The organism is Marinobacter similis, from assembly GCF_000830985.1.
Lineage (GTDB): Bacteria > Pseudomonadota > Gammaproteobacteria > Pseudomonadales > Oleiphilaceae > Marinobacter > Marinobacter similis.
On sequence record NZ_CP007151.1, the window covers coordinates 1,582,686 to 1,604,317 of the forward strand.

Here is a 21,632-nt window from a genome sequence, read left to right on the forward strand (position 1 = left end):
GAACCGCTCATGAAGCAATCAGAATATCTGAGGTATGACGCTACCGCACTGGCAGATTTGATCCAGCGTGGCGAAGTAACGCCCCGGGAAGTGTGTGAGGCGGCTATAGACCGGGCAACCCGGGTCAACGGCTCGCTGAACGCCATCTGCCACCCCCAGTTCACGGAAGCCCTGGAGCAGGAGTTTCCGGCGTCGTCGGTGTTCTCCGGGGTGCCGCTGTTGCTCAAGGATCTGGCCCAGGAGCAGGCGGGTCATCCCTGCACCTATGGCAGCCGGGGCCTGACCCGGAATATTGCTCCCAGGATTCCGAGTTTGTCCGACGTGCCCGGGAGGCCGGCCTGGTGTTCCTGGGTCGCACCGCGACTCCGGAATTCGGGCTCAAAGCGGTGACCGAGTCCGAGCTGTGGGGGCCATCGCGTAATCCATGGCAAACCGAATGCACTCCTGGTGGCTCCAGTGGTGGTTCCGGTGCGGCGGTGGCTGCCGGCGTGGTGCCCATGGCCGGTGCCAACGATGGCGGCGGGTCCATTCGCATTCCCGCGGCCTACAACGGCCTGTTTGGTCTCAAGCCCTCCCGGGGCCGCATTTCCAGTGGCCCGTTGGTAGGCGAGGCCTGGACGGGCGCCTCTTCTGACCACGTGGTCAGCCGCACGGTTCGCGATAGCGCGGCCATGCTGGATGTCCTCAGTGGGTCGGCCCCCGGCGATCCGTTTGAAATCCCGGCGCCAGAGGGCCGGTATCGGGATCTGATCCAGCAGTCTCCAGGCACCCTGAAAATCGGTGTGTTCACGGCCTCGCCCTACGGGACCGAGGTGGCACCCGACTGCGTCGCCGCAGTGGAAGCCACGGCGCGGGTGCTGGAAAATCTGGGTCACTCGGTGGAATACGCCCGCCCGGATTACGACGGCATGGCGCTGGCCCGCTGTTACCTCGGGCTCTACTTTGGCGAGGTGTCTGCGATGATGGCCCGGGCTCGCGAGGAGTTTGGTGCCGGGGACGACAGTTTCGAGCTGGATACCCGGCTGATCGGGATGCTGGGCAACACCATGCCGCTGTCTGATTACGTCCGGCGCCGGCAGCGCTGGAACGACTTTTCCCGTGCCCTGGGCACGTTCTTTGGCCGTTACGATTGCTATCTGTGCCCGACCACCGGTCAGCTTCCGGCCCGGATCAGCGAACTGGATACACCGGCGCACCTGAAACTGGCGGCTAAAGTGATGTTGGCGCTGAAAGCGGGGAAGCTGGTGCACCGCACCGGCCAGGTGGATCAGATGGCGATGGAGAGCCTGGCCCGCACCCCGTTTACCCAGCTGGCTAACCTGACGGGTACCCCTGCGATGTCGGTGCCCATGCACTGGAGTCAGTCCGGTTTGCCGGTTGGGGTGCAGTTTGGTGGCCGCCACGGCGATGAAGCCCGGCTGCTGCAACTGGCGGCACAACTGGAAGAAGCGAGCCCGTGGTTTGGTCAATACGAGCGCTTGGAGAACGCATTCGACGGCTAGGGGTTGTGATCCGGTTGGGGCAACTCCACGTTTATCTTTGTGTTCGGAACAGGCTATGCTGTCAATCAGGAAGGTTCCTTCCTTCCTGAACGACCCTGATGGCATCGAGGAGGCGAGCGTATTATGAACCAACCGATGGCAATCGATGATCTGGTATCAGTAGCACAGGCCGAGGCAATGGGGGAGCTAGATGCCCCGATGATGCTATCGTCCTGTCCAGTGAACAAAGCTACGACTTGCCCATTAACTCCCTTGAAACCGATGCCGACAAGGCCCGCTGGGGACTGATCCTCCGCGCCGCCCGCGAGCATGTGGAAGCGGATGCAGTGGCCGTGCTGTACCCAGCCTGGACCACCATTCGTCACAAAAACCCGGAAATGGCGCCGGACAGCGATTCGGAGCATGCCGACGCTGATGCAGACGCCGCCGATAACAGCCCGATCGATACTCTATTCGTCCAGCTGCACACCCGAGATCATGTGTACTGGCGGGGGTTCGAGCAGATTCGGGATCCCAAGCATCAGCGCATTGTCGCTTTCGCCGAATCAAGGCGCTGTCCACCGACTACAAACGGCACGAAGCCCCGTCGGTTACGGCCTGGCTCAGCACCTTGTTCGAGCCACTGCCCGATGAAGGCGAGGAATCTGACGTCGATCGGGAACTGGCTGATCTTCTTGAAGAACCGGAAGTCAGCGCAGCCCTTTACCCCAGAGAGCTGAGAGCGCTTCACTAAGCAATGTCAGTCAAGTCCATGCTCAACCTGTCCCGGCCTCTAGCTACCCGCTAGACGGCCGGTACGCGCTCCCACACCCACATCAGACTGATGCCAATGACTCCCAGCAGGGTGAGTGGAACCAGCGCCCGCTGATAGAGCGGTGTTGTCTGTGCCAGCAGAGTGAGCAGCGGGAAACAGATAGCCAACAGTGCCAGTTGACCAAGCTCTACGCCGACATTGAAACCTGCCAGGGCGACGGCCAGATTGGCGGTGCCAGAGGTCAGGTCCGACAGCACACTGGCAAAGCCGAAGCCGTGAATCAGCCCGAAGCCGAAAGCCAGAGGCCAGGTTTTACGCCCAAGTAAGGGCCAGACGACGTTCACGGCCGCCACTACAATCGATGCAGCAATCACCGTTTCCACCCAGGCAATGGGCAGGCTCACGATCTTCAGGGCCGCCAGTGCAGGGTGATCGAATGCGCTACCGTGAAGGCGGTGACCACGGCGGCCAGCTCGATGACCTGCGCTCGGGAGGGCAACCGGCGCCGGGCTGCGGTGGCAGAGTGGTTACGAGCGAGGCTGGCTGGAAGCACCAGCACCAGCAAAAACAGGATGTGATCCAGGCCGATCAGCAGGTGTACCACGCCCTCATAGAGAAACGTGATGAAGTTGTGCCAGAGTCCTGACGTGCCTGAGGGGCGCAAATCCACCGTCTGGCTGTTTGGCCCGGCCACTGCCAGCGATGACGCGTCGCCGGTACTGATCTGAATCAGCCGCGGTGCAGGCTGTCCTGCTCAAACAGCAGGCGGTACTCAAGGCGGTCCGGGGCCTGGCCGTCGGCGCAGAGCACCTGATACCTGGTGGCGGCGTAGGCGCCATCACTGTGCTGGCTGATGCCCCACTGCTGGCCCTGTAGCGCGCAAGCGGAGTTGCCGGAAGACAGCGTAATCCCGGCCTCTACGGCGTTTAGAATAGCGCCTCTATGCTGGCGTAACTCTCCCCCGGTCACCTCGCCGTCGCGGTTGGAATCCAGAGGAACCAGCAAAGCCAGGTCCCGCAGAGCCACGTCGATCCGGAACTGCCCGGCGTCGGTGTCTAGGTACATGAAGCTGTCACTGGCTTTATGCGCCAGCACCGGATTGGCCAGTGTCAGCAGCCAGAGAAACATAGTCAGCATTAATATGGGAGCACGCAGGACCGTCACGGTGCCTCCGGATAACGGTGGTCAGTCTGATTAAACTCTGCCAGCCATTGGCGCAGTTTCTGTAAGGCAGGCTGATCTTCTGCTTGGTGGGCAGCTCTCAATACCAAGCGAGTATCCAGGGGCTCACGCTGGGTTTCCCAGTTTGCCAGTGCATGCTTGAGGGCCAGCGCCGGCTGGTTTTCAATGTCCAGTTGAAAACGGGCGAAATCCCGCTGATGCAGCAGGGTGCCGCGCCATTGGGCTTCGGCAAAGCGTTCCCGTAGAGAGTTCGTCAGTGTTTTTGCCTCCGGGGCCCAGCTTCGCGCAGGGCAATCGCGCGGATGACTGCCAGAGCGTCGACCTGGTCATAGCCCTCTGTGAGTTCGAGCGTTGTCTGGAGGTTCCTGCTCTGTAGTTGCCAATCTGCCAGTTGCGCCCGGGTGTACAGGTCTTCGGGCGATTGCTGGAGCACGTTGCCCCAGTGGGCTGCCGCGGAGTCGAGGCCCAGTTGTGCCGCGAGATCCCCGAGTGTGCCCTCGGCCCAAAACCGGCTGGTTAGGTCGGCATTGGTGGCTGAGGCCAGTTGAGCTCGCAAGTTTCGGTAGGCGGATTCGGCACCGCCGGTTCGGGCTTCCGTTTGCGCAAGGCAACTGGCTGCAATCAGTCCTGGATAAACATCGGCCAGCGCCTGGCAGTGCTCTTGGGCTTTGATATAGCGGCCCTGCACCAGTTCAAGATTGGCCAGGGTCAGCCGGGATTGAATCTGCTGCTGACGCTGTTGGGTGGTTTGCAGGACCTGCTCAAGATCCTGCCGGGCCGCATCGAAGCGGTGCAGACTCTGGGCCAGGGTGGCGCGCAGAACTCGTAGCCGATCGTTAAAGTCAGCTTCCGGCCAGTCCTGCAGCAAGCGCTCGGCGTAGCCCAGGAATCGGGGGTCGCCGGTCTCCCGGGCCTGTTCGATCAGCTGTTGAACTTCATCAGCCAGCTCATTGACATTCTCTGGAACAGAACTCAGGTTGGGCGACACTTCCGGAAGCGTTGCCAGCACAGCATCGTCTGAGAAATCGTTTTGGATTGGGTTCGGCGCGGCAATCAATGCTGGTGCTGCCAGCAGTGATCCGGCCAGGCTGAACCCAAGCCAAAAAGCCCTGCCCGGGAGGGCAGGGAAGGAAATCGCCGGATGGCGACGGATGTCGCTCCGGCGAAGGGTCGTCTTAACGGAACAGGTCATCGTAGGCCTGTGGATTGTTTTCATCGTTGAAGCTGAAGTCCGTGTCGTTGATCTCCACCGCCGCACGGGTATCGCTGGTATTGGCGATCTCCGCTTTAACGAAGGTGGTGAAATCAACCGACGGATCCGGCCGCTCAAGTCCATTGCTGGAGCCGTCGGCGCAGCCTCCCAACAACAGAACTCCGGCTAATAAGCCTGAGATAGTGAGCATTTTCTTCATGATTCTCTCCTCATCCACCTAAGGTTAACGTTGCGGGTTGGGTGAACCGGCAATCGGGTGGGCGAGGTAAGGGAATTCGGCCAGCAATGGGCTGGCTGTGACCGCCTTGTCTGTGAATTCCGTGTCTCGAGCCGTGGCATCGCCGGGCATTAGACTTTCGAAGTCCGGATGTACGGCGTTGAACCGATCTGCGTAGAGGACACCCATGGCCACACGCAAGGCGATATCAACGACGTCGTCAACTGGGCGTCTACCATTCGGGAAGCCTGCTAGGTCACCCAAGGAGCCCATGCCATCGGTTGCGATCACGCCCAGATCGTTCTGTTGCTCGACGGTCGGTTCGATGGCCGTGTTCAGTCGCAGCATCTCGCCTAAAGTGACCTCGCCGCTGGGACGGTTCAAGCCTGGCACACCGTTCAGGAACGCCCAGATCAGGTCTGCTCGCGGGAATGCGGTAGGCGCATCGGCAGCTCCCGGGAAACCAGCGTTGTCAGCTTGCTCGCCAAACAGGATTTCTACTAATGCCGGCAGGGTTGGGGTCAAGACATAGGAAGCAAAGTTGTTTACGTCGTCCTTGGGTTCACTGGCATTAAATTTGTCTTTGTCACGCAGTCCAATGACTACTTCATTGACCAAAGGTGAACCCAAGCGGGAGACCTGAGTGTAAGCTCCGCCCTCGACAGTCGCACCTTTGCCCATATCAGTATCGGTGAATTTGGTTGGTTCGGGATTGAGAACCGAGCTTGGCGCAGACTCGCCGTAGTCCAGCCCCCGATGACCGGTTCGCCGCCTGCTGTTAGACATTCGATCGGTACTTCGATGGCCAACGAGGTGACATTCTTGTCGTTTAAGATGTCGAGGTTGGAATTAGGGTCAGTGCCACGGCCATTAAACCCTGCGACATCTTCGAGTGGTAGATTAACCAGGTCGAAAATCTCGCCCAGGTTAACCGCAAAGGCCTCTTGCCGTTGTCCGACGAAGACACGGCCCATTCCACAGCCCGGGATGTTGATGTCGTTTACGTGACTCTTTGCGTAATCGGTATATTTGGAAATGGTTTTTGAACCGATGTTGTCAGCCGGCTTACTGAAATCGGTGCCACCTGACATATCCGTTACTGCCTGAACAGTCCCGGTACGACGGTCGCCCCTGATAACGTCAATGGAATAGGTTTGACGAGACTGAAGCGCAGGATTATTGGCATCCGCGGTCGCGTCTGGCCCGAGAGCTGCTGCGGTTTTCAGCGGGATGGCAACGTCAGTACCATCGATATTGAGAGTGAAGTCTTGGTTGACGGTCTCGAAGTCGAAACGGAACGTAACATCCTCAACCGCATCGCCATCATTATCGACGTGAATCTCGTAAATCGCGTCTTCATCGAGATCGAAATAGTTCGGTCCGCCGTAAGCATCCTGAAGAGGCAGGTAGTTCGCAATCAGGGTCACGAAACCCTCGCGGCCTGTCTCATAACTGCGGAACATGTAAAAATCAGTACCGTCCACTTTTGGAACTTCGGTGATAAACGGAGCTTCCCGGTGGCTGGACGCCTGGCTCAGGCTGGCGCCTAAACAGATTCCCGCTACGGCGACTGCGAGGGCCGAGCGTTTGGTGGCTGTGTTCATTGCGTGTTCCTCGTCTATTGTTGGGTTGTGCAAGAGAAGCAACGGACGGCCTCGTGAGATAGATGCACACCCGGCTAAAAAAATATTTAAATTCATGTGCTGCATCTCACCCGAGAGTCGGCGCGTACCCAAAACAACGATAAGTGGAGCTGAAATGTCTCAAAATGACGCCAGTCAGGATGACCTGATGCGCCTTTTGATTGCGGTGTCCCACGAGGACCGACGTGCGTTCCAGCAAATGTATGAGCTGATTTCCGGCCGAATGTACGGCGTTTGCCTGAAGCTGGCCGGGCAGCGGGAACTGGCGGAAGAAGCCTTGCAGGAGACATTTATTCAGATCTGGCATCACGCCCGTGAATATCACAGTGATCGCGGCACGCCTTTGGGCTGGATGATGACCATTGCTCGTTATCGGACCCTGGATTTGATGCGCGCCAGAAAAGTTCGACAACACGCGGGCGAAGACCAGTTGGAGCATGTGGAGGACCAGCGGGCCGGTCCGCTGGATGAATCGCTTCGCAGTGCCGGTGCCACCCAGTTGACCGGGTGTCTGGAGGAACTGAGTGACGTGCAACGGGACAGCATTTTGCTGTCCTACTACAAGGGCCTCACCCACGACGAATTGTCGCAGGCGTTGAGTTCTCCGATCGGAACGGTCAAGAGCTGGATTCGGCGCGGTTTGATTGCCCTCAAGAGGTGTCTCGAAACATGAAAATGACAACGGAACGTATTGAGAGCCTCGCGGCAGAGTATGTGCTGGGCTCTCTGCATGGTCGGGCCCGTCGTCGGTTCGAGCGCTGGATGATGGAATCGGGCCGGGTGCGTCAGGAGGTTTGGTACTGGGAACAGAAACTGGGCCAGCTGTCTGCGGAAGTTCCGCCGGTGGAGCCGCCCAAATCAGCCTGGCAGGCGATTGAACGGCGGCTTTGGCCAGACACGGCCAAGTCCGGCGAGCAAGCGCGTTCAGGGCTGAGTTGGCTATGGCCGAGTTGGAGTCTGGTGGCAACAGCCGCCGCGGTGATGTTGGCGGTGGTGATTGTGCAGCAGCCGGCGCCGGCGCCCCAGCTTTCTGGCGCGATTGTCCAGGCTGATGTCAGTGACCCGCTCTGGCTGGTCAGTGAGTCCGGGCCGGACCGGTTGCTGAAATTGCGTTCGATTGCGGCCAGCGCGGCTGATGCGGGCAAGGATTACGAGCTCTGGATCGTGCCGGAGGACGGTCAGCCGTTATCGCTCGGGGTAATCCCGGCCGGTGGCGTACATCAGGTCACGTTGACTGACGAGGCTCGGACTGCGCTGTCCCAAAGCCGAACCCTGGCGATCAGTCTGGAGCCCCTGGGAGGTTCTCCGACGGGCGCTCCCACCGGCCCAATTCTGCACGTAACCAAACTGTATGAGCTATAACGCCGCCTAACGGGCGGCCATCAGGGTCAGGCACAGCTGGGCGTTCTGGATGAAGTGTCCGAACGCCGTCAGCTGTTGCTCGGAGGGTGTGTAGTCGCCGGCGGCGTTGTCCGCATAGAACAGACCTACCAGGCGGTTGCCGGCCCGGAGAGGGCCGATCAGAGCCGGTACCTGGCCGAGCCAGCGGTCGTAGCCCACGGAACCGGCCTTTTCCCCGGGCCGGTAGATGAAGCAGCCTTTTTCCGGTAACAGGCCGCCCAGCATGCCGCTGCCGTCCTTTGAGATGGTGAGGTGGTCGCGCCAGCCCTCGGTGCCCCGGCCACTGAGTTTTCGTGGCACCAGAACCTGTCCGTCCTTATCCCCCATCAACAGGGCTACCCGTTGCATGCCGATGACCCGATGTATGCCCTCAATTACCAGCTCGCAGATCTCGTTAATATTGGGCTGTTCGGCCAGGCTATGGGTCAGGTCGCGGAGGATCTGCAACTGTAACTCCGGATCCATCTCCGGGGCTTGGGTCTTGCTGAGATCATCGGCTTTGCGATTGCCGGGCATCAGTGCGGTGACTTGGGGAATGCCAAGGGAAATGGCGACCCGTGCGGCTTCCGAGGCGTTGACCTTGATCCGGTCTCGAACGGTCGCCGGGTTTTCGTCGATGTCCTTGCCCAACTGCTCCAGCACCTTGTCCATTTCGGCGCCACTCCAGCCCTGTTCTGACAGTCGGGCCATTTCCACCGAATGGCGCACCAGGCTGGCGGCCGGGGAATTGGCTGGCCCCGACGAGACCACATCGCGGATAAACGGGCCCAATGACCAGGCTTCGACCAGGCCACGGGTGATTTCGGTAAAGGTGGAATGCAGCACCGCCTTCTGGGCCGGCACAGGGGCTTCTTCCAGCCGCAGGAGCTGCTCCAGTTCGTTGGCCTGATCGGTCTCGCAGGACCAGAACGCCAGCTCACCAATGTTCATCAGCAGGGCACCAATGAACACTTCTTCGAGGGCGGTTTCGTTGCGTTTGGGCATCAGGCACCGGGCCTGAACCGCGGCGTGGATGGCCCGGGCCAGGCAGCTCAGCAGGTGCGGTCGGTCGTTGCGTTGTAAAAGCGCGTCGACAATCAGCGATGAAATGGCCATGGATTTCACCGCATCAAAGCCGATAAGGGTGATGGCGCGGCTGACGGTACTGACCTGGGTTCGGGTCTGGTTATAGAACACGGTGTTGGACAGCCGTAGCACCTGGGAGGTGAGCTGGGCATCATTCAGGATGACATTGGCCAATTCGTTGACCGTGCTGTTGCGGTTGTCGGCCAATTCATTGATACGCCGCAGTGTGTTGGCCAGAACCGGCAATTCTACCTTGCTCAGGTAGGTTACCCAGGCCTGGGTCGACGTCATCCTTGCAGGGGTGGTCTTGTTGTCAGTGGTCACGGTGGTGGTCTCGGGGCGGTGATTGTTAGGATTTGGAGCGCCTTTCAAATCAGTCTAATGCACCGCGGGAGTGGGTGTCAGGTAACGGTTTGTGTAAGGGCAACTACCCACATGGGCGACATGCCCCGGATTCGGGTTTGGCGCCCGAATGGGCTATAATCGCCGGCTTTAATCGCTGCACCCACAAGGCGCTGACCGTGATTGTATTTGACCAGGTACAGAAGTCGTATCAGGTGGAAGGCCGGGCGATCCCCGCGCTCCATCCCACAGATATGACCATTGAAACCGGCGAGGTGTTTGGCATCGTCGGTCACTCCGGCGCGGGCAAGTCCACGCTGGTTCGTCTGATCAATCTGCTTGAGCCGCCCTCCGGCGGTCGGATTCTGATCGACGACGAGAACATCACCCACTACAGCGCGTCTGAGTTGCGCGCCTTCCGGCGCAAGGTTGGAATGATTTTTCAGCACTTCAACCTGCTGTCGTCAAAAACTGTGGCCGACAACATCGCGTTTCCCATGAAGCTGGCGGGTATTTACTCGAAAGCGGAAATCCGGGACCGGGTGCAGGAACTGTTGGCCCGGGTCAGCCTGAGTGACCATGCCAACAAGTACCCGTCGCAGCTGTCTGGCGGTCAGAAACAGCGGGTCGGTATTGCCCGTGCGTTGGCCTGCCGTCCAACCATCCTGCTGTGTGATGAAGCCACCAGCGCCCTGGACCCGCAAACCACCCAGTCGGTGTTGAGGCTGCTGGCGGACATTAACCGCGAGCTGGGTCTGACCATCGTTCTGATCACCCATGAAATGGACGTGGTGCGCCGGGTATGCGACCGGGTCGCGGTGATGGATGCCGGCCGTGTGGTGGAAATGGGGCCGGTTAGCGAGGTGTTCCTGCATCCGCAACACCCAACCACCCGGGATTTTGTGTTCGAAAGCGAGAGCATCGATAGCGAGGAGATGCAGGAAGATCTGCAGAAGGCCAAAGGCCGTATCATGCGTCTCACGTTCAAGGGCGATGCCACCTACAAGCCCTTGTTGGGCAGTGTGGCACGCGAATCCGGGGTCGATTTCAGCATCCTGTCCGGGCGTATTGATCACATCAAGGACACACCCTACGGGCAGCTCACCCTGTCGCTGGTCGGTGGCGATCTGGATGTTGCCATGAGCGCGCTCAAAGCCGCCGACGTTCACGTGGAGGTTCTGCGCTGATGGAAGCCTTGATGGACGGATTGTTGAGTAACGTGGACTGGTCGGAAATTGGCCTGGCCAGCTGGGACACCCTGATCATGGTAGGCATGTCCCTGCTGTTCAGTGTGTTGATCGGTTTGCCGATCGGGGTTCTGCTGTTCCTGACGGGTAAGCGCCAGTTGCTGGAGCAGCCGGCGGCCTACGCGGTGTTGTCGTTCGTGGTGAACGTGCTACGGTCGGTGCCCTTTATCATCCTGCTGATCGTGATGATTCCGTTCACGGTGATGCTGATTGGCACCTCGCTGGGTGTCGCCGGTGCCATACCGCCGCTGGTAGCAGGTGGAGCGCCATTTTTTGCCCGGCTGGTGGAGACGTCGCTGCGCGAGGTTGATCGCGGCATTATCGAAGCGACCCAGGCCATGGGCGCAAGCGTTAAACAGATCGTGTTCGGCGCCCTGTTGCCAGAGGCCCTGCCGGGTATTATCGCAGGCATTACCGTCACCGCGATCACACTGGTGTCCTACGCGGCAATGTCTGGTGTCATTGGTGGCGGTGGTCTGGGCGATCTGGCGATCCGCTTTGGCTACCAACGTTTTCAGACCGATGTCATGGTCATTACCGTGGCATTGTTGGTGATTTTTGTTCAGGTGCTGCAAATGCTGGGCGACCGTCTGGTGCTGCATTTCAGCCGTAAATAATTCAAACAGGAGATAATCTTATGAACCTCAAGCAATCATTGGCGGCGCTGGCCGCAGCTGCAACTTTTTCTGTTGCTGCATCTGCCGAAGAACTGTCCGTGGCAGCAACACCGGTGCCGCACGCTGAAATCCTCGAATTCGTAAAGCCAGCTCTGGCCGAGCAGGGCGTCGAGCTGGATGTGAAAGTATTCACTGATTACATCCAGCCCAACATCCAGGTTGATCAGAAGCGTATGGACGCCAACTTCTTCCAGCACCAGCCGTACCTGGATGAATTCAACGCTGGCCGTGGCACCGAGCTGGTCACTGTGACGGGTGTCCACGTGGAGCCGTTCGGCGCCTATTCCAGCAAGATTGATTCCCTGGAAGATCTGGAAGACGGCGCAGTCGTGGCCATTCCCAACGATCCCACCAACGGCGGTCGTGCCCTGCTGCTGCTCCAGAAAGCCGGCCTGATCACCCTTGAGGATGCCAGCAAGATCACTGCGACACCCCGTGACATTGCTGACAACCCGAAAGATCTCGACTTCAAGGAACTGGAAGCCGCTACTCTGCCGCGCATCCTGAACCAGGTCGACGTGGCTCTGATCAACACCAACTATGCGCTGGAAGCGGGCCTGAACCCGACTGAAGATGCGCTGGTGATTGAAGGTTCTGATTCGCCCTACGTGAACATCCTGGTTGCCCGTCCGGACAACAAGGACAGCGAAGCGATGAAGAAGCTGGCCGCGGCACTGAACTCTGATGCTGTTAAGGCGTTCATCATGGACAACTACGAAGGTGCCGTCGTTCCGGCATTCTGATGGCGACCGCCCTCGCGGGCGGTGATTGTCCGGTAAAAAGCCAGCGGCCGTGTGCCGCTGGCTTTTTTTTGGCCTTTTGCCAACCGCCTGTCAAATTAAGGTCATGCTAACGTAACTCTGTGAGTGAACACTGACTCGTCAGTACATTCATTTCAAAAGGAGCTGGATATGAAGTTACGCATACTGGTAGGCATGGTGTTGTGTTCGATGTCTCTCGCGGTGCCCTTCACAGTGGCTCAGGCCTCGTCCAATGCCGACGGCGCTGAGGCTGGTCCGAGGCAGAGCGTCACTATGGCAAAGGCAGTGAGTCTGTTGAAGTAGGGCCGCGTCCGTTCTGGCTGGTGGACGACATGGATGAGGGCCCGCTGAAACAGCGCCTGCAGGCCTGTCGTACCAAGAACATGAAGCGAACGGATTTCTCCATTGGTCATCGGGGCGCCCCGCTTCAGTTCCCGGAACATACCCGTGAATCCTACATTGCCGCCGCCCGCATGGGCGCAGGTATTGTCGAGTGCGATGTGGCTTTTACCAAGGATCGGCAACTGGTCTGCCGTCATGCCCAGAACGATCTTCACACCACCACCAACATCGTCACCGTGCCCGAACTGAATGCCAAGTGCACCCAGCCGTTTGTGCCGGCAGATCCGGCTAGCGGCCAAGAGGCGCAGGCGGAATGCCGGACCAGTGATATCACCCTGGCCGAGTTCAAGTCGCTTGAAGGCAAGATGGATGCTTACGATCCCATGGCGACAACGCCTGAAGAGTATGTCGGCGGTACCGCGGACTGGCGCACCGACCTTTACTCTTCACGCGGCACCTTGATGAGTCACAAGGAGAGTATCGAGCTGTTCAAGACTCTGGGGGTGAAATTCACGCCGGAACTGAAAACGCCGGTGGTGGAGATGCCATTCGAGGGCGAATACAGCCAGCAGGATTATGCTCGACAGTTGATCGCCGAGTATCGCGAAGCCGGCGTGAACTCGAATGATGTCTGGCCGCAATCCTTCAATCTGGATGACGTTCTGTTCTGGGTGAACGAAACACCCCGTTATGGCCGTCAGGCGGTGTTCCTCGATGAGGCCGCACACACAGAAGATAATAGTTCCCTGGCCTACATGGAGGGATTAAAGAAGCAGGGCGTGAACATCCTGGCACCGGCGATCTGGAAGATGTTGACGCTGAACAGCCACCAGGAAATTGTGCCATCGGAATACGCCAGGAATGCCGGCATGGCTGGCCTCGATATGATCGCCTGGTCGCTTGAACGCAGTGGCCCGTTGGCTGAAGGCGGCGGCTGGTACTACCAGAGCGTGACCGACGCCATCAACAACGACGGCGACATGCTGACCGTTCTTGACGTGCTGGCCCGGGAGGTTGGCGTTATCGCGGTCTTCTCCGACTGGCCGGCAACGACGACTTTCTATGCCAATTGCATGGGGTTCGCGGGCAAGGGAAACGCCCCGAAATGAACAGAATATGACAATATTGTAGCCCGGTTTTAACCCCCATACGGCAGGAATCCAGTTAGGGTTAGTTCAAGCAATCGCGACGTAGGTGTCTGATTGCCTGAGAGAAAGGACGACATCCGAACTCACTAGGAGGACTGCCTTATGAAGACCACAACCCGTTTTGCCTGTGCCACGGTTCTGACTGCAACTGCGTTCACCGCGCCAGCTGCCTGGGCTCAGTCTGGTGTTGATCGGGAGCAGACCGGGCCTTACATCAGCGGTAGCTACGGTGCTACAAGGCCCACGGTGGTGAATTCGAAGATGAAAACGACATGCTTGGCGCAGCTCTGGGTTATCAGTTCAACCCGTTCTTTGCCCTGGAAGCGGAATACATCGACTTTGGTAATTTCGGCGAAGACGATGTTGAAGGCAAGCTCAAAGGTGCTGGACTTAGCGCCATTGGCCGCCTCCCGCTAACTGACAGCTTCGGCGTATACGGTAAGGTGGGTGCCTTTGCATCAGCGTTCGACGTGGACGCGTTTGATGAAGACGAAACCTACGATGAGGTCAGTCCATTTGTGGGTGCCGGTGTCGATTTCCGGGTTACGCGCCAGCTGACCGCGTTTGCCGAGTACAACCACTACAACGTGGATATTGACGAGGATGACTTCAATGGTCAGGTCACCAACGATGGGCCTGAGTTTGATACGGGTCGGGTCGGTCTGAAGTACCAGTTCTAAGGAACACTGCAAGTACACGGACTACAAGGGGCACGGCATCGGCCGTGCCCTACATTCATCTTTACTGCTTGTTTTCCAGATCGCCAAATCGGTCGGCAAACAGCGCCGACGACAGATAGCGTTCCGCGGAATCCGGCAGCACCACCACGATATTCTTGCCTTTGTGCTCTGGTTGTTCGCTGACACGTACTGCCGCAACCACCGCCGCACCGCATGAGATGCCGCAAAGAATGCCCTCTTCCTGCATCAGGCGATGGGCCATCTCCATGGCCTCGTCATTGGATACTGTCTCGACCTGATCCACCATTTCCATATCGAGATTCTTCGGCACAAAGCCGGCGCCAATGCCCTGGATCTTGTGGGGAGCAGGTTTCGGTTCTTCACCGTTGAGGGTCTGGGTAATGACCGGTGAGTCGGTTGGTTCGACGGCCACCGTGGTGATCTTCTTGCCCCGGGTTTCTTTGATATAGCGTGATACGCCGGTCAGTGTGCCGCCGGTGCCGACGCCAGACACAAAGATGTCGATTTCGCCGTCGGTGTCCTGCCAGATTTCCGGCCCGGTGGTGTCTTCGTGAATTCGGGGATTGGCCGGATTCTGGAATTGCTGGGGCAGGAAGTGGTTATCCGGGTCAGAGGCAAAGATTTCTTCCGCCTTGGCGATCGCTCCGGGCATGCCTTTGGCGGGCTCGGTGAGTACCAGCTCGGCGCCCAGGGCCTTGAGTACCTTGCGCCGTTCCAGGCTCATGGACGACGGCATGGTGAGCAGCAGCTTATAGCCGCGGGCGGCCGCCACGAACGCCAGGGCAATGCCGGTATTGCCACTGGTGGGTTCGACAATGGTCATGCCCGGTTTCAGGGTGCCGCGCTTCTCGGCATCCCAGATCATGGCAGAACCGATGCGGCATTTGACGGAATAGGCGGGGTTGCGGCCTTCAATCTTGGCCCAGATGGTGGCCCCGTCGCTTACCCGGTTCAGCTGAACCAGGGGGGTGTTGCCGATGGAAAGGGAATTGTCCTGATAGATGCGTGCCATGGTGTCCTCCTTGCGATTTTTCCTGCAGTCTAGCACCCATCAATCTTTGATGGCGCGGACTTCCAACCGGTTCCGGCCATTCTGCTTGGCGGCATAAAGCGCCTGGTCGGCCAGTCGCAGGAAGTGCGCCGGTGAGTCGTCCGGCTCGGGCACACCGGTGGCCACTCCTATGCTTACGGTTAACTCAATGTCCCGTCCGTCACAGACAGTTGGGCCTTCGGCAACTGCATTGCGGAATCGGTCCAGGCGCTCAACAATCTCTTTGGCGCTCTGGTAGGTGGTGAAGATGACAAACTCTTCGCCGCCAAAACGGGCCAGCCGGTCGGTCTCGCGCCTGAAATGGTGCCTCATTTTCTCCGCTAGAGCCTTCAGGCAGTGGTCCCCGGCTTCATGCCCGTAGGTATCGTTGATGCCCTTGAACAGGTCAGCGTCGACCATGGCGATCGCAAATCCGTCGCGGTTGCGCTGGCACCATTGAAAACTCTTGCGGAACTCGCGGTCAAAGTAGCTGCGGTTACCCAGCTGGGTCAGATCGTCGGTTACGCTTAGGCGGGCGAGGGCGGCGTTGGCCCCCTCCAGCTGGCGGTTAACCCGGTCCAGTTTGCGATTCCAGTAGAACAGCAGTGAGGCGCCAAACAGGGCAATGCCCAATACCTGCCAGACCACCCGGTAATCCACCGACTGCTCGATCTTGATGTTGCGCCAGTAACTCTCGAGATTTTGTCTTTCCTCCGGCGTCAGGCTATCGACCAGTTTTTGCATGATGTCGAGCATGATCGGTTCATCACTGCGAGTGGCGATCGATAATGACCAGTCTGCGGGTACACGGCCAATGACTTTGATGTCGGCCAACCCCTGCTCCTGCATGTGATACATGGCGGTTGCCAGCGTGGTGATGTAGCCATCCAGATCACCGTCCTGCAACCGTTTCAGGCCTACGGTTTCGTCCTCTACCTCGACCGGTTCCAGCCCGGGATAACGATATTTCAGGAGCTCGGAAAAGGCGTAGCCGCGGACCAGACCCACACGCTGATTGCGAAGGTCCCCGACGTTTTCAATGAACGGCGCCTCGATGCGTCCCAAAATAATATTGGGCACGTGCAGGTACGGAGTGGTGAAGTTCATGTATTGGGCACGCTCGGGTGTGCGCATTGCCAGCGTCAGAAGATCACAGCGCCGCTCTCTGGCGGCATCCAGACTGGCCTGCCAGGACTCGGTTTGCACCAGCTTGAACTGTATGTCTCCGCGTTCGCTGAACAGGCGAAGGGCCTCGGCCGACAAACCCGAGTGGGTGCCTGATGATTCCAGTCCCTCCAGAGGCATCCAGTCGTTGTCGATGCAATAGGAAAAGGTACGGTTGCGTTGGTCTAGCCATTGTTGCTGTTCAGCTGAAAACCTGGGTTTGTCGGCGTCGCGGTCGCTGGGAGCCGCCGAGGCGCCCAGCCAGCGGTTTTCGATGGTGCGCATCTCGGTAGGGCTAATGGCCGCCAGTGCCTGATCCAGAATGCTGGCCAGGGGCGTGAGATCCTTGCGGATGCCAAATCGCAGGTCCTCTCCGGGATGGTTCTCAAACACCAGTTCTCCAGCAATCCGAACGCCAGGAATACGCAGTTCCTGAACCCAGTAGTTGCCATTGGGGAGCGCGGCCAGCACCACATCAATGCGGTCCTGCTCCAGAGCCGAGAACATGGTCTCCTGGGATTTGAACACCTTGGTGTTGTCGCCAAGTACGCTGACCACCTCGTCCTCATAGTAAATCTCTGAACTGATTCCCACGGTGTAATCGTGCAGGCTGCTCAAGCCATCAAATTCGAGGCCGCCATGTCGGGTGAATGCGACATTGGGGATGGTGTAGTACGGCGAAGTAAATCGGGTAAAGACTTTGCGGTCTTCCGTCAGGGACATGTTGCCGAGAATATCGATGGTGCCCTCACGCAGCATCGGAAACAGTTCCGACCACTGACCGCTTACGGGAATGATCTGAAGTCCGGTAAGGTCGGCCAGGCGAGTCAGCACATCCACCGACAAGCCCTGCAGTTTGCCCGCGTCCTTGAAGCTGAACGGCGCATAGTCTTCCATCAATCCGACCCGGACCGGTCCCAGTTGGGTAAGGAACTCACGCTGGTCTTCATCCAGTTGGAAGTCGGCCGCGTCAATAAGACTGGCACCGCCAAACTCCCGCCAACGTTGAAGTAATTGGGCTTTTCTTGATTTGGGAATGGCCGCCAGGCCCAGCTGTATTTTACGGAACAGCCGAGGGTTTTCCGCTCGTACGCCGATCCGTAGATCCTCCTGCGCTTTAGGGCCAAGAGGAGCGGGGCCGGCAATGGACAGGAAATAAAGACCCGCAATATTGGCCTGGTATTTCAGGCTAAGCCGCGGCCCGATGATAGCGTCCACCCAGCCGAAGGCCAGGGCGCGCACCAGGCTTGGGAACGAATCGTAAGTGCTGACGGCAATGCCCTGATCAACCAGAAGGTCTCGGTAGTACACGTCTTCCACCACACCCACCTTCAGGTCTTGCAGGTCAGTCAGAGACTGGATATTCCCGATCGGCCGGGTGTCGTCCTGCATCAGGTAGGTCTGGCGGATATGGTAGGGCTCGGTAAACAGGATTTCGTCGGCCAGGTTCTCCCGGTAAGAGATCGCATCAATGGCGTCGAGATCTCCGTTCAGGAAGGCGGCGTAAAGCTCAGGCCAGTTTCCGGCGCGGAATTTAAACTCCAGCCGCTGTTGGCCGCAATTTCTTTGAGTATGTCGGCGGAAAATCCCGAGGTAGATCGGCCTTCAAAGAAGGAATAGGGTTTGCTGTCGGCGACGACGCCAATAGAAACGACGAGATTGTCGTCCGAGGTTTCATCGCCCAGGATCGGGCGCGAGTTCAAAATCAGAAGTACAGCGAGAACGACGAGCCCCAGGCCGGTTAATAGTGAACTCTTGAGGGGGGCCAACCTGTCGTTCATTGGGTTGCCGGCTGCTCGACATTATTGTTTGTTTCAGTTTAGTCGGTGCAGTCGGCATTGCCCAACGCGCTGGCGCTCAGGAAGACACGTCGCGGCTGGTGTAGTCGTTGAAGTCGGGTCGTTTCGCCTGGTGATGGTCATCAGTCATGTAGGCGGAGGTGAGGATAAACTCTGCCGTTGCCCGGTTGCAGGCCACCGGAATATTCCACAGCGCCGCGATGCGCAGCAGGGCCTTGATGTCCGGATCATGTGGCTGAGGTTCCAGGGGGTCCCAGAAGAACACCAGCAGATCGATTTCGCCTTCAGCAATCTTGGCGCCGATCTGTTGATCGCCACCAAGAGGACCACTGAGCAGGCAACGGATATCGTCCCGCTTTAGATGTTCGCCTAACAGGCGGCCCGTTGTGCCGGTTGCGTATAGCGTCAGTGCGGTAAAGCGGGTGCGGTTCTCGGCAACCCAGTCCACCAGTTCCTTCTTCTTGTTGTCGTGCGCCACCAGGGCGACGGATTTTACGGCCATTTGAGGTAAAGTCTCCGTGTTACAGAATCCATCCAGGGCTTCAGTGTTTCACAAGCCGACGGTGGACGGTATAGGACAGAAGGGGTATGCCAGTGACCAGTACAGTTGTCAGTTCAGTGGATTGGACCACCACGCCCGCCGCCGTCTGGCGCCGGCATCGGTCCGGTTTGCGCGCAATTCGCCGCCTCGATCCGGTTCAGTGGGAGGCGTTGACCGGTATCGAACGCCAACAACAGGCGTTGGCCCGGAATACCGAACGATTCTTGCTGGCCAGCCCTCCAACAACGCCCTGCTCTGGGGCTCACGGGGCACGGGAAAATCTTCGCTGATCAAGGCTCTGCTGAATCGCTACAGTGATCGCGGCTTGCGGATGATCGAAGTGGACAAGGACGATCTGGTGAACCTGCCGGAAATTGTCGATGACATCTGCGATCTGAGTTTCCGGTTCGTGATCTTCTGCGACGACCTGTCGTTCGATGTCGGCGAATCCAGCTATAAGGCGTTAAAGAGCGTGCTGGAAGGCTCGCTGGAATTGCCGCCGGAGAATGTCCGGGTTTATGCCACCTCCAATCGCCGACACCTGATGCCCGAGTTCATGTCCGACAACCTCAAGAGCACCATGCAGGATGGTGAAGTGCACCCGGCCGAAGCCATCGAGGAGCAGGTTTCGCTGGCGGATCGCTTTGGACTTCAGTTGTCGTTCTACCCGTTCTCCCAGGACGTCTACCTACAGGCCGTCGATGCCCTGTTCCCGGAGGTGCCGGACCGGGAGGCGCTGCATCGGCACGCCATTCGGTTTGCGACCGGCAAGGGCGTTCGCAATGGCCGCACGGCCAATCAGTTTTATCGCCAATTCGCCGGACATTCGTTCGCGCAGGACTAGCCTTAGCCGTTCTGAGGCAGGGTGACGCGGAACCGAACGCCATCCACCCCGCCTTCAGTGGCGTTGGCCGCGTCCACGTTCGCGCCATGGAAATCGGCGATCAGGCGGACGATCAGCAGGCCCTGCCCGAGGTGGCCTCCTTCGCGCCCGTCGCGCAGGGAGATAAACGGGTCAAAGATGTCGGTGCCGGCATTGTCCGGCAGTGCCGATCCTTCATTGAACACGGTCAGGCCCAGGCCGTCCGGCTGCGATGCCAGGGCCACCTGAATCAGACCACCTTCGGGGGTAAAGTCCCGGGCGTTATCCACCAGCTTGTCCAGCAGTTGCACGATCAGTTCCGGTGAGCCGGTCATGGCCAGCCCTTGTTCCGGGCCGACGTACTGAATCCGGTGGCTTGGGTCCACGCCCTGATAAGCGGCGGTGGCCTGGGACGCGACCTCGGCCAGATCGAAGGGCTCTTTGTCGGCGTGATTAAAGCTCTGCTCCAGCCGGGCCGCCTCACTCATGCCGTTCAGGATCTGGCGCAAGCGATCGGTGGCGTCCGAGGCTCGGCGCAGGTACTGCGCCCGCTCAGCTTCCGATTCGCTGTGGCTGAGGTTCTCAAGTGAAGAACGCACCACCGCGACCGGAGTTTTCAGCTCGTGGGACAGGCGCCGGGAAAAGCTCTCCAGGTAGCGGTTGTAGCCATGCAGGCGATCCACCATCTGGCTGAAGTGGCGTTGCAGTTGGCCGAGTTCATCGTTGGAGCGGGCGGTGGGTAAGGTGCCGATAATCCGGCCGTCGTCGTCAACACTGGCGCTGACCGCCCGCTGCAATCGGGTGATGCGCATGATAGCCAACTGGCATAGCCCAGCAGCACCAGGGTTAGGCCAACGATAATTAGGGTGCTGCGGGCAATGACCGATCCCAGCGCCGAGCCGGACAGGGTCAGTAGCTGGTCCAGGGACTGCTTGAGGATCAGGGTGCGGCCGCCAAACACCGGCTCGGTGGTGAGCAGCCAGGTGCTGCCATCGCTGTGCCGGACCAGGCCTTCCGACGGTTGCGCCTCCGGGGTTAGTTGGTGGCCGGCGTCGAGCGCCTGAGCCGGCTCCGGCTGATAGAACCGGATCAGCGCCCGCAAGGCATTCAGGCTGATTTGTTCGGTGACTTCGAGTGGACTGAGCTGGTCAAATTCCGGCCGGGTTTGCTCCGCGCTTACCTGTTGCTGCGCGCTCACCCAGCCCGCCGGTTCCAGTACCTGCACCCGCTGACCGGGGTTCAGCTGTGGTTCCAATTGTCGCTCCAGGGCCCGGTTGGGGCGCACCAGTACTGGCAGCGGGTCCATGGCCGTGCTCACCCCCGCTTGCTGGCCTTGCTCGGTCCAGCGGGCACCGAAGCCAAGCCGGCTGCCTGGCGGCGGTGCTGGCATCTGGAGTTCCAGTTGCCAGCCTGAACGCGTGGATTGCCAGCTCCCCGTTACCCGGTAGTCGGGACGAAGGCTGGCTTTTCCAGATGCTCCATCCCCGCCGTTTACGGCGTAGAACGTGCCGGGTGCGGTGGTGCGGATCAGCCAGATTTGCTGCCCGACGGCCTCATCGACGGTATCCGAAGGTGGCTTCAGCCAGAGCAAGAGGCGGTCGTGGGCCGCGTCGGGATTGCCGGGGTCGTACATCACCGGTTGCCGGTTGCTGATGCGAATCAGCAGGTACAGGTGGCGGCCATCCGAGGCAGCCTGCCAGGTTAGGGCAGGCTGGCTGGTTTCCCCTTCGCCGCTGATTGGCGCTGAAACCGGACCTTTTTCATTTGCCGCACCTTCCTCGTAGCCGGGCCAGTCGTCCGGGTAGCCATCCAGATTCAGCGAGCGGTTCAGGGTGTCGACGTAAATGGCGGGTTCATCGGAGGTTACCGGCGATTGACCAATAAGCGCGTCGCCGGCAGTTTCAGCCAGCCGTTTGGCCTGTAGCCGAAGCTGCTCGCCGGCCTGCTGGCGCAGGGCGTCGTCCAGTTCCAGCACAAACTGCAGACCCGCCCATGGAATGAACAGCATGAGCAGGCTGGCAACGAGGAGTTGCCGTTTCAA

22 protein-coding genes and 3 pseudogenes are annotated in these 21,632 nt (G+C 59.2%); 12 read left to right on the plus strand and 13 right to left on the minus strand.

Going from position 1 to position 21,632, the window contains the following annotated elements; genetic code table 11:
• Positions 1-9: 9 nt before the first annotated feature.
• The 3 genes and pseudogenes from AU14_RS23250 (at position 10) to AU14_RS07320 (ending at position 2,235) form a co-directional block, all read left to right on the plus strand.
• Positions 10-390, plus strand: coding sequence for an amidase family protein (locus tag AU14_RS23250; protein WP_330217970.1), 381 nt, complete (start codon positions 10-12; stop codon positions 388-390).
• Positions 342-1,502, plus strand: a complete 1,161-nt coding sequence (locus AU14_RS07315) for an amidase (protein WP_330217971.1) — start codon at positions 342-344, stop codon at positions 1,500-1,502. Before AU14_RS23250 ends, AU14_RS07315 begins: the two co-directional genes overlap by 49 nt.
• 123 nt (positions 1,503-1,625) lie before the next feature.
• Positions 1,626-2,235: pseudogene (locus AU14_RS07320) on the plus strand (hypothetical protein).
• A 50-nt stretch (positions 2,236-2,285) separates the two neighbouring features.
• Here the strand turns inward: AU14_RS07320 and AU14_RS23750 are convergent.
• The 6 genes and pseudogenes from AU14_RS23750 to AU14_RS22730 form a co-directional block, all read right to left on the minus strand.
• A pseudogene (locus AU14_RS23750) lies at positions 2,286-2,950 on the minus strand (HupE/UreJ family protein).
• Positions 2,951-2,985: 35 nt separating this feature from the next.
• On the minus strand, positions 2,986-3,420 hold the full coding sequence (locus AU14_RS21055; RefSeq protein WP_236744520.1) for a hypothetical protein: 435 nt from the start codon (positions 3,418-3,420) through the stop codon (positions 2,986-2,988).
• 271 nt (positions 3,421-3,691) lie between these two features.
• Positions 3,692-4,630 (minus strand): tetratricopeptide repeat protein, encoded by a 939-nt coding sequence (locus AU14_RS07330; RefSeq protein ID WP_236744521.1) that lies wholly within the window; start codon positions 4,628-4,630, stop codon positions 3,692-3,694.
• Positions 4,614-4,850 (minus strand): hypothetical protein, encoded by a 237-nt coding sequence (locus AU14_RS07335; RefSeq protein ID WP_041339949.1) that lies wholly within the window; start codon positions 4,848-4,850, stop codon positions 4,614-4,616. The genes AU14_RS07330 and AU14_RS07335 overlap by 17 nt, the downstream gene beginning before the upstream one ends.
• 24 nt (positions 4,851-4,874) lie before the next feature.
• On the minus strand, positions 4,875-5,498 hold the full coding sequence (locus tag AU14_RS22725; RefSeq protein WP_269079122.1) for a DUF4331 family protein: 624 nt from the start codon (positions 5,496-5,498) through the stop codon (positions 4,875-4,877).
• Complete coding sequence (locus AU14_RS22730; RefSeq protein ID WP_269079123.1) at positions 5,471-6,472, minus strand: DUF4331 domain-containing protein; 1,002 nt, start codon at positions 6,470-6,472, stop codon at positions 5,471-5,473. The genes AU14_RS22725 and AU14_RS22730 overlap by 28 nt, the downstream gene beginning before the upstream one ends.
• A gap of 154 nt (positions 6,473-6,626) precedes the next feature.
• Here AU14_RS22730 and AU14_RS07345 point away from each other — a divergent pair, with 154 nt between their 5' ends.
• Positions 6,627-7,184, plus strand: a complete 558-nt coding sequence (locus tag AU14_RS07345; RefSeq protein WP_041339951.1) for a sigma-70 family RNA polymerase sigma factor — start codon at positions 6,627-6,629, stop codon at positions 7,182-7,184.
• Positions 7,181-7,873 (plus strand): anti-sigma factor, encoded by a 693-nt coding sequence (locus AU14_RS07350; protein WP_041339961.1) that lies wholly within the window; start codon positions 7,181-7,183, stop codon positions 7,871-7,873. The genes AU14_RS07345 and AU14_RS07350 overlap by 4 nt, the downstream gene beginning before the upstream one ends.
• Positions 7,874-7,879: 6 nt before the next feature.
• Here AU14_RS07350 and AU14_RS07355 read toward each other — a convergent pair whose 3' ends face one another.
• Complete coding sequence (locus tag AU14_RS07355; RefSeq protein ID WP_041343745.1) at positions 7,880-9,301, minus strand: HDOD domain-containing protein; 1,422 nt, start codon at positions 9,299-9,301, stop codon at positions 7,880-7,882.
• Between the two features lie 197 nt (positions 9,302-9,498).
• Between AU14_RS07355 and AU14_RS07360 the strand changes: the two genes are divergently transcribed.
• The 6 genes from AU14_RS07360 (at position 9,499) to AU14_RS07380 (ending at position 14,174) form a co-directional block, all read left to right on the plus strand.
• Positions 9,499-10,506 carry a methionine ABC transporter ATP-binding protein gene (locus AU14_RS07360; protein WP_041343747.1) on the plus strand — a complete coding sequence of 336 codons (1,008 nt, stop codon included), beginning with the start codon at positions 9,499-9,501 and terminating at the stop codon, positions 10,504-10,506.
• Entirely contained in the window at positions 10,506-11,183 is a 678-nt protein-coding gene (locus AU14_RS07365) for a methionine ABC transporter permease (RefSeq protein WP_041339963.1), read from the plus strand. Before AU14_RS07360 ends, AU14_RS07365 begins: the two co-directional genes overlap by 1 nt.
• Before the next feature lie 20 nt (positions 11,184-11,203).
• Positions 11,204-11,986, plus strand: coding sequence for a MetQ/NlpA family ABC transporter substrate-binding protein (locus AU14_RS07370; RefSeq protein ID WP_041339966.1), 783 nt, complete (start codon positions 11,204-11,206; stop codon positions 11,984-11,986).
• A 168-nt stretch (positions 11,987-12,154) separates the two neighbouring features.
• The gene (locus tag AU14_RS19500) at positions 12,155-12,307 is read left to right on the plus strand and encodes a hypothetical protein (RefSeq protein ID WP_158498310.1); all 153 of its coding nucleotides are present in this window, start codon (positions 12,155-12,157) and stop codon (positions 12,305-12,307) included.
• A 29-nt stretch (positions 12,308-12,336) separates the two neighbouring features.
• On the plus strand, positions 12,337-13,455 hold the full coding sequence (locus AU14_RS07375) for a glycerophosphodiester phosphodiesterase family protein (RefSeq protein ID WP_094191178.1): 1,119 nt from the start codon (positions 12,337-12,339) through the stop codon (positions 13,453-13,455).
• A gap of 311 nt (positions 13,456-13,766) precedes the next feature.
• On the plus strand, positions 13,767-14,174 hold the full coding sequence (locus AU14_RS07380; RefSeq protein WP_236744522.1) for an outer membrane beta-barrel protein: 408 nt from the start codon (positions 13,767-13,769) through the stop codon (positions 14,172-14,174).
• Between the two features lie 61 nt (positions 14,175-14,235).
• Here AU14_RS07380 and cysK read toward each other — a convergent pair whose 3' ends face one another.
• From cysK to AU14_RS07395, 4 genes are all read right to left on the minus strand, one after another.
• Complete coding sequence (cysK, locus tag AU14_RS07385; protein WP_041339969.1) at positions 14,236-15,207, minus strand: cysteine synthase A; 972 nt, start codon at positions 15,205-15,207, stop codon at positions 14,236-14,238.
• Positions 15,208-15,246: 39 nt separating this feature from the next.
• Positions 15,247-17,988: a transporter substrate-binding domain-containing protein gene (locus tag AU14_RS07390; RefSeq protein ID WP_330217983.1), complete on the minus strand. Its 2,742-nt coding sequence runs from the start codon at positions 17,986-17,988 to the stop codon at positions 15,247-15,249.
• Positions 17,880-18,170 carry a hypothetical protein gene (locus AU14_RS21060; RefSeq protein WP_236744523.1) on the minus strand — a complete coding sequence of 97 codons (291 nt, stop codon included), beginning with the start codon at positions 18,168-18,170 and terminating at the stop codon, positions 17,880-17,882. The genes AU14_RS07390 and AU14_RS21060 overlap by 109 nt, the downstream gene beginning before the upstream one ends.
• A gap of 76 nt (positions 18,171-18,246) precedes the next feature.
• A complete protein-coding gene (locus AU14_RS07395; RefSeq protein WP_041339971.1) occupies positions 18,247-18,690 on the minus strand; it encodes a methylglyoxal synthase in 444 nt (147 codons plus the stop codon).
• Between the two features lie 86 nt (positions 18,691-18,776).
• Here AU14_RS07395 and AU14_RS07400 point away from each other — a divergent pair.
• A pseudogene (locus AU14_RS07400) lies at positions 18,777-19,573 on the plus strand (ATP-binding protein).
• A 2-nt stretch (positions 19,574-19,575) separates the two neighbouring features.
• Here the strand turns inward: AU14_RS07400 and AU14_RS21065 are convergent.
• Both AU14_RS21065 and AU14_RS07405 read right to left on the minus strand, forming a co-directional pair.
• Positions 19,576-20,277, minus strand: a complete 702-nt coding sequence (locus tag AU14_RS21065; RefSeq protein WP_236744524.1) for an ATP-binding protein — start codon at positions 20,275-20,277, stop codon at positions 19,576-19,578.
• Positions 20,208-21,632 carry a DOMON domain-containing protein gene (locus AU14_RS07405; protein WP_236744525.1) on the minus strand — a complete coding sequence of 475 codons (1,425 nt, stop codon included), beginning with the start codon at positions 21,630-21,632 and terminating at the stop codon, positions 20,208-20,210. Before AU14_RS07405 ends, AU14_RS21065 begins: the two co-directional genes overlap by 70 nt.

What these genes read in the sequence shown, in the direction of transcription:
- AU14_RS23250 (WP_330217970.1), top strand. Translation starts at nt 10, where the DNA reads ATGAAGCAATCAGAATATCTGAGGTATGACGCTACCGCACTGGCAGAT.
- AU14_RS07330 (WP_236744521.1), bottom strand. Translation starts at nt 4,630, where the DNA reads ATGACCTGTTCCGTTAAGACGACCCTTCGCCGGAGCGACATCCGTCGC.
- AU14_RS07335 (WP_041339949.1), bottom strand. Translation starts at nt 4,850, where the DNA reads ATGAAGAAAATGCTCACTATCTCAGGCTTATTAGCCGGAGTTCTGTTG.
- AU14_RS22730 (WP_269079123.1), bottom strand. Translation starts at nt 6,472, where the DNA reads ATGAACACAGCCACCAAACGCTCGGCCCTCGCAGTCGCCGTAGCGGGA.
- AU14_RS07345 (WP_041339951.1), top strand. Translation starts at nt 6,627, where the DNA reads ATGTCTCAAAATGACGCCAGTCAGGATGACCTGATGCGCCTTTTGATT.
- AU14_RS07350 (WP_041339961.1), top strand. Translation starts at nt 7,181, where the DNA reads ATGAAAATGACAACGGAACGTATTGAGAGCCTCGCGGCAGAGTATGTG.
- AU14_RS07365 (WP_041339963.1), top strand. Translation starts at nt 10,506, where the DNA reads ATGGAAGCCTTGATGGACGGATTGTTGAGTAACGTGGACTGGTCGGAA.
- AU14_RS07370 (WP_041339966.1), top strand. Translation starts at nt 11,204, where the DNA reads ATGAACCTCAAGCAATCATTGGCGGCGCTGGCCGCAGCTGCAACTTTT.
- AU14_RS19500 (WP_158498310.1), top strand. Translation starts at nt 12,155, where the DNA reads ATGAAGTTACGCATACTGGTAGGCATGGTGTTGTGTTCGATGTCTCTC.
- AU14_RS07375 (WP_094191178.1), top strand. Translation starts at nt 12,337, where the DNA reads ATGGATGAGGGCCCGCTGAAACAGCGCCTGCAGGCCTGTCGTACCAAG.
- AU14_RS07380 (WP_236744522.1), top strand. Translation starts at nt 13,767, where the DNA reads ATGCTTGGCGCAGCTCTGGGTTATCAGTTCAACCCGTTCTTTGCCCTG.
- cysK (WP_041339969.1), bottom strand. Translation starts at nt 15,207, where the DNA reads ATGGCACGCATCTATCAGGACAATTCCCTTTCCATCGGCAACACCCCC.
- AU14_RS21060 (WP_236744523.1), bottom strand. Translation starts at nt 18,170, where the DNA reads ATGAACGACAGGTTGGCCCCCCTCAAGAGTTCACTATTAACCGGCCTG.
- AU14_RS07395 (WP_041339971.1), bottom strand. Translation starts at nt 18,690, where the DNA reads ATGGCCGTAAAATCCGTCGCCCTGGTGGCGCACGACAACAAGAAGAAG.
- AU14_RS21065 (WP_236744524.1), bottom strand. Translation starts at nt 20,277, where the DNA reads ATGGTGGATCGCCTGCATGGCTACAACCGCTACCTGGAGAGCTTTTCC.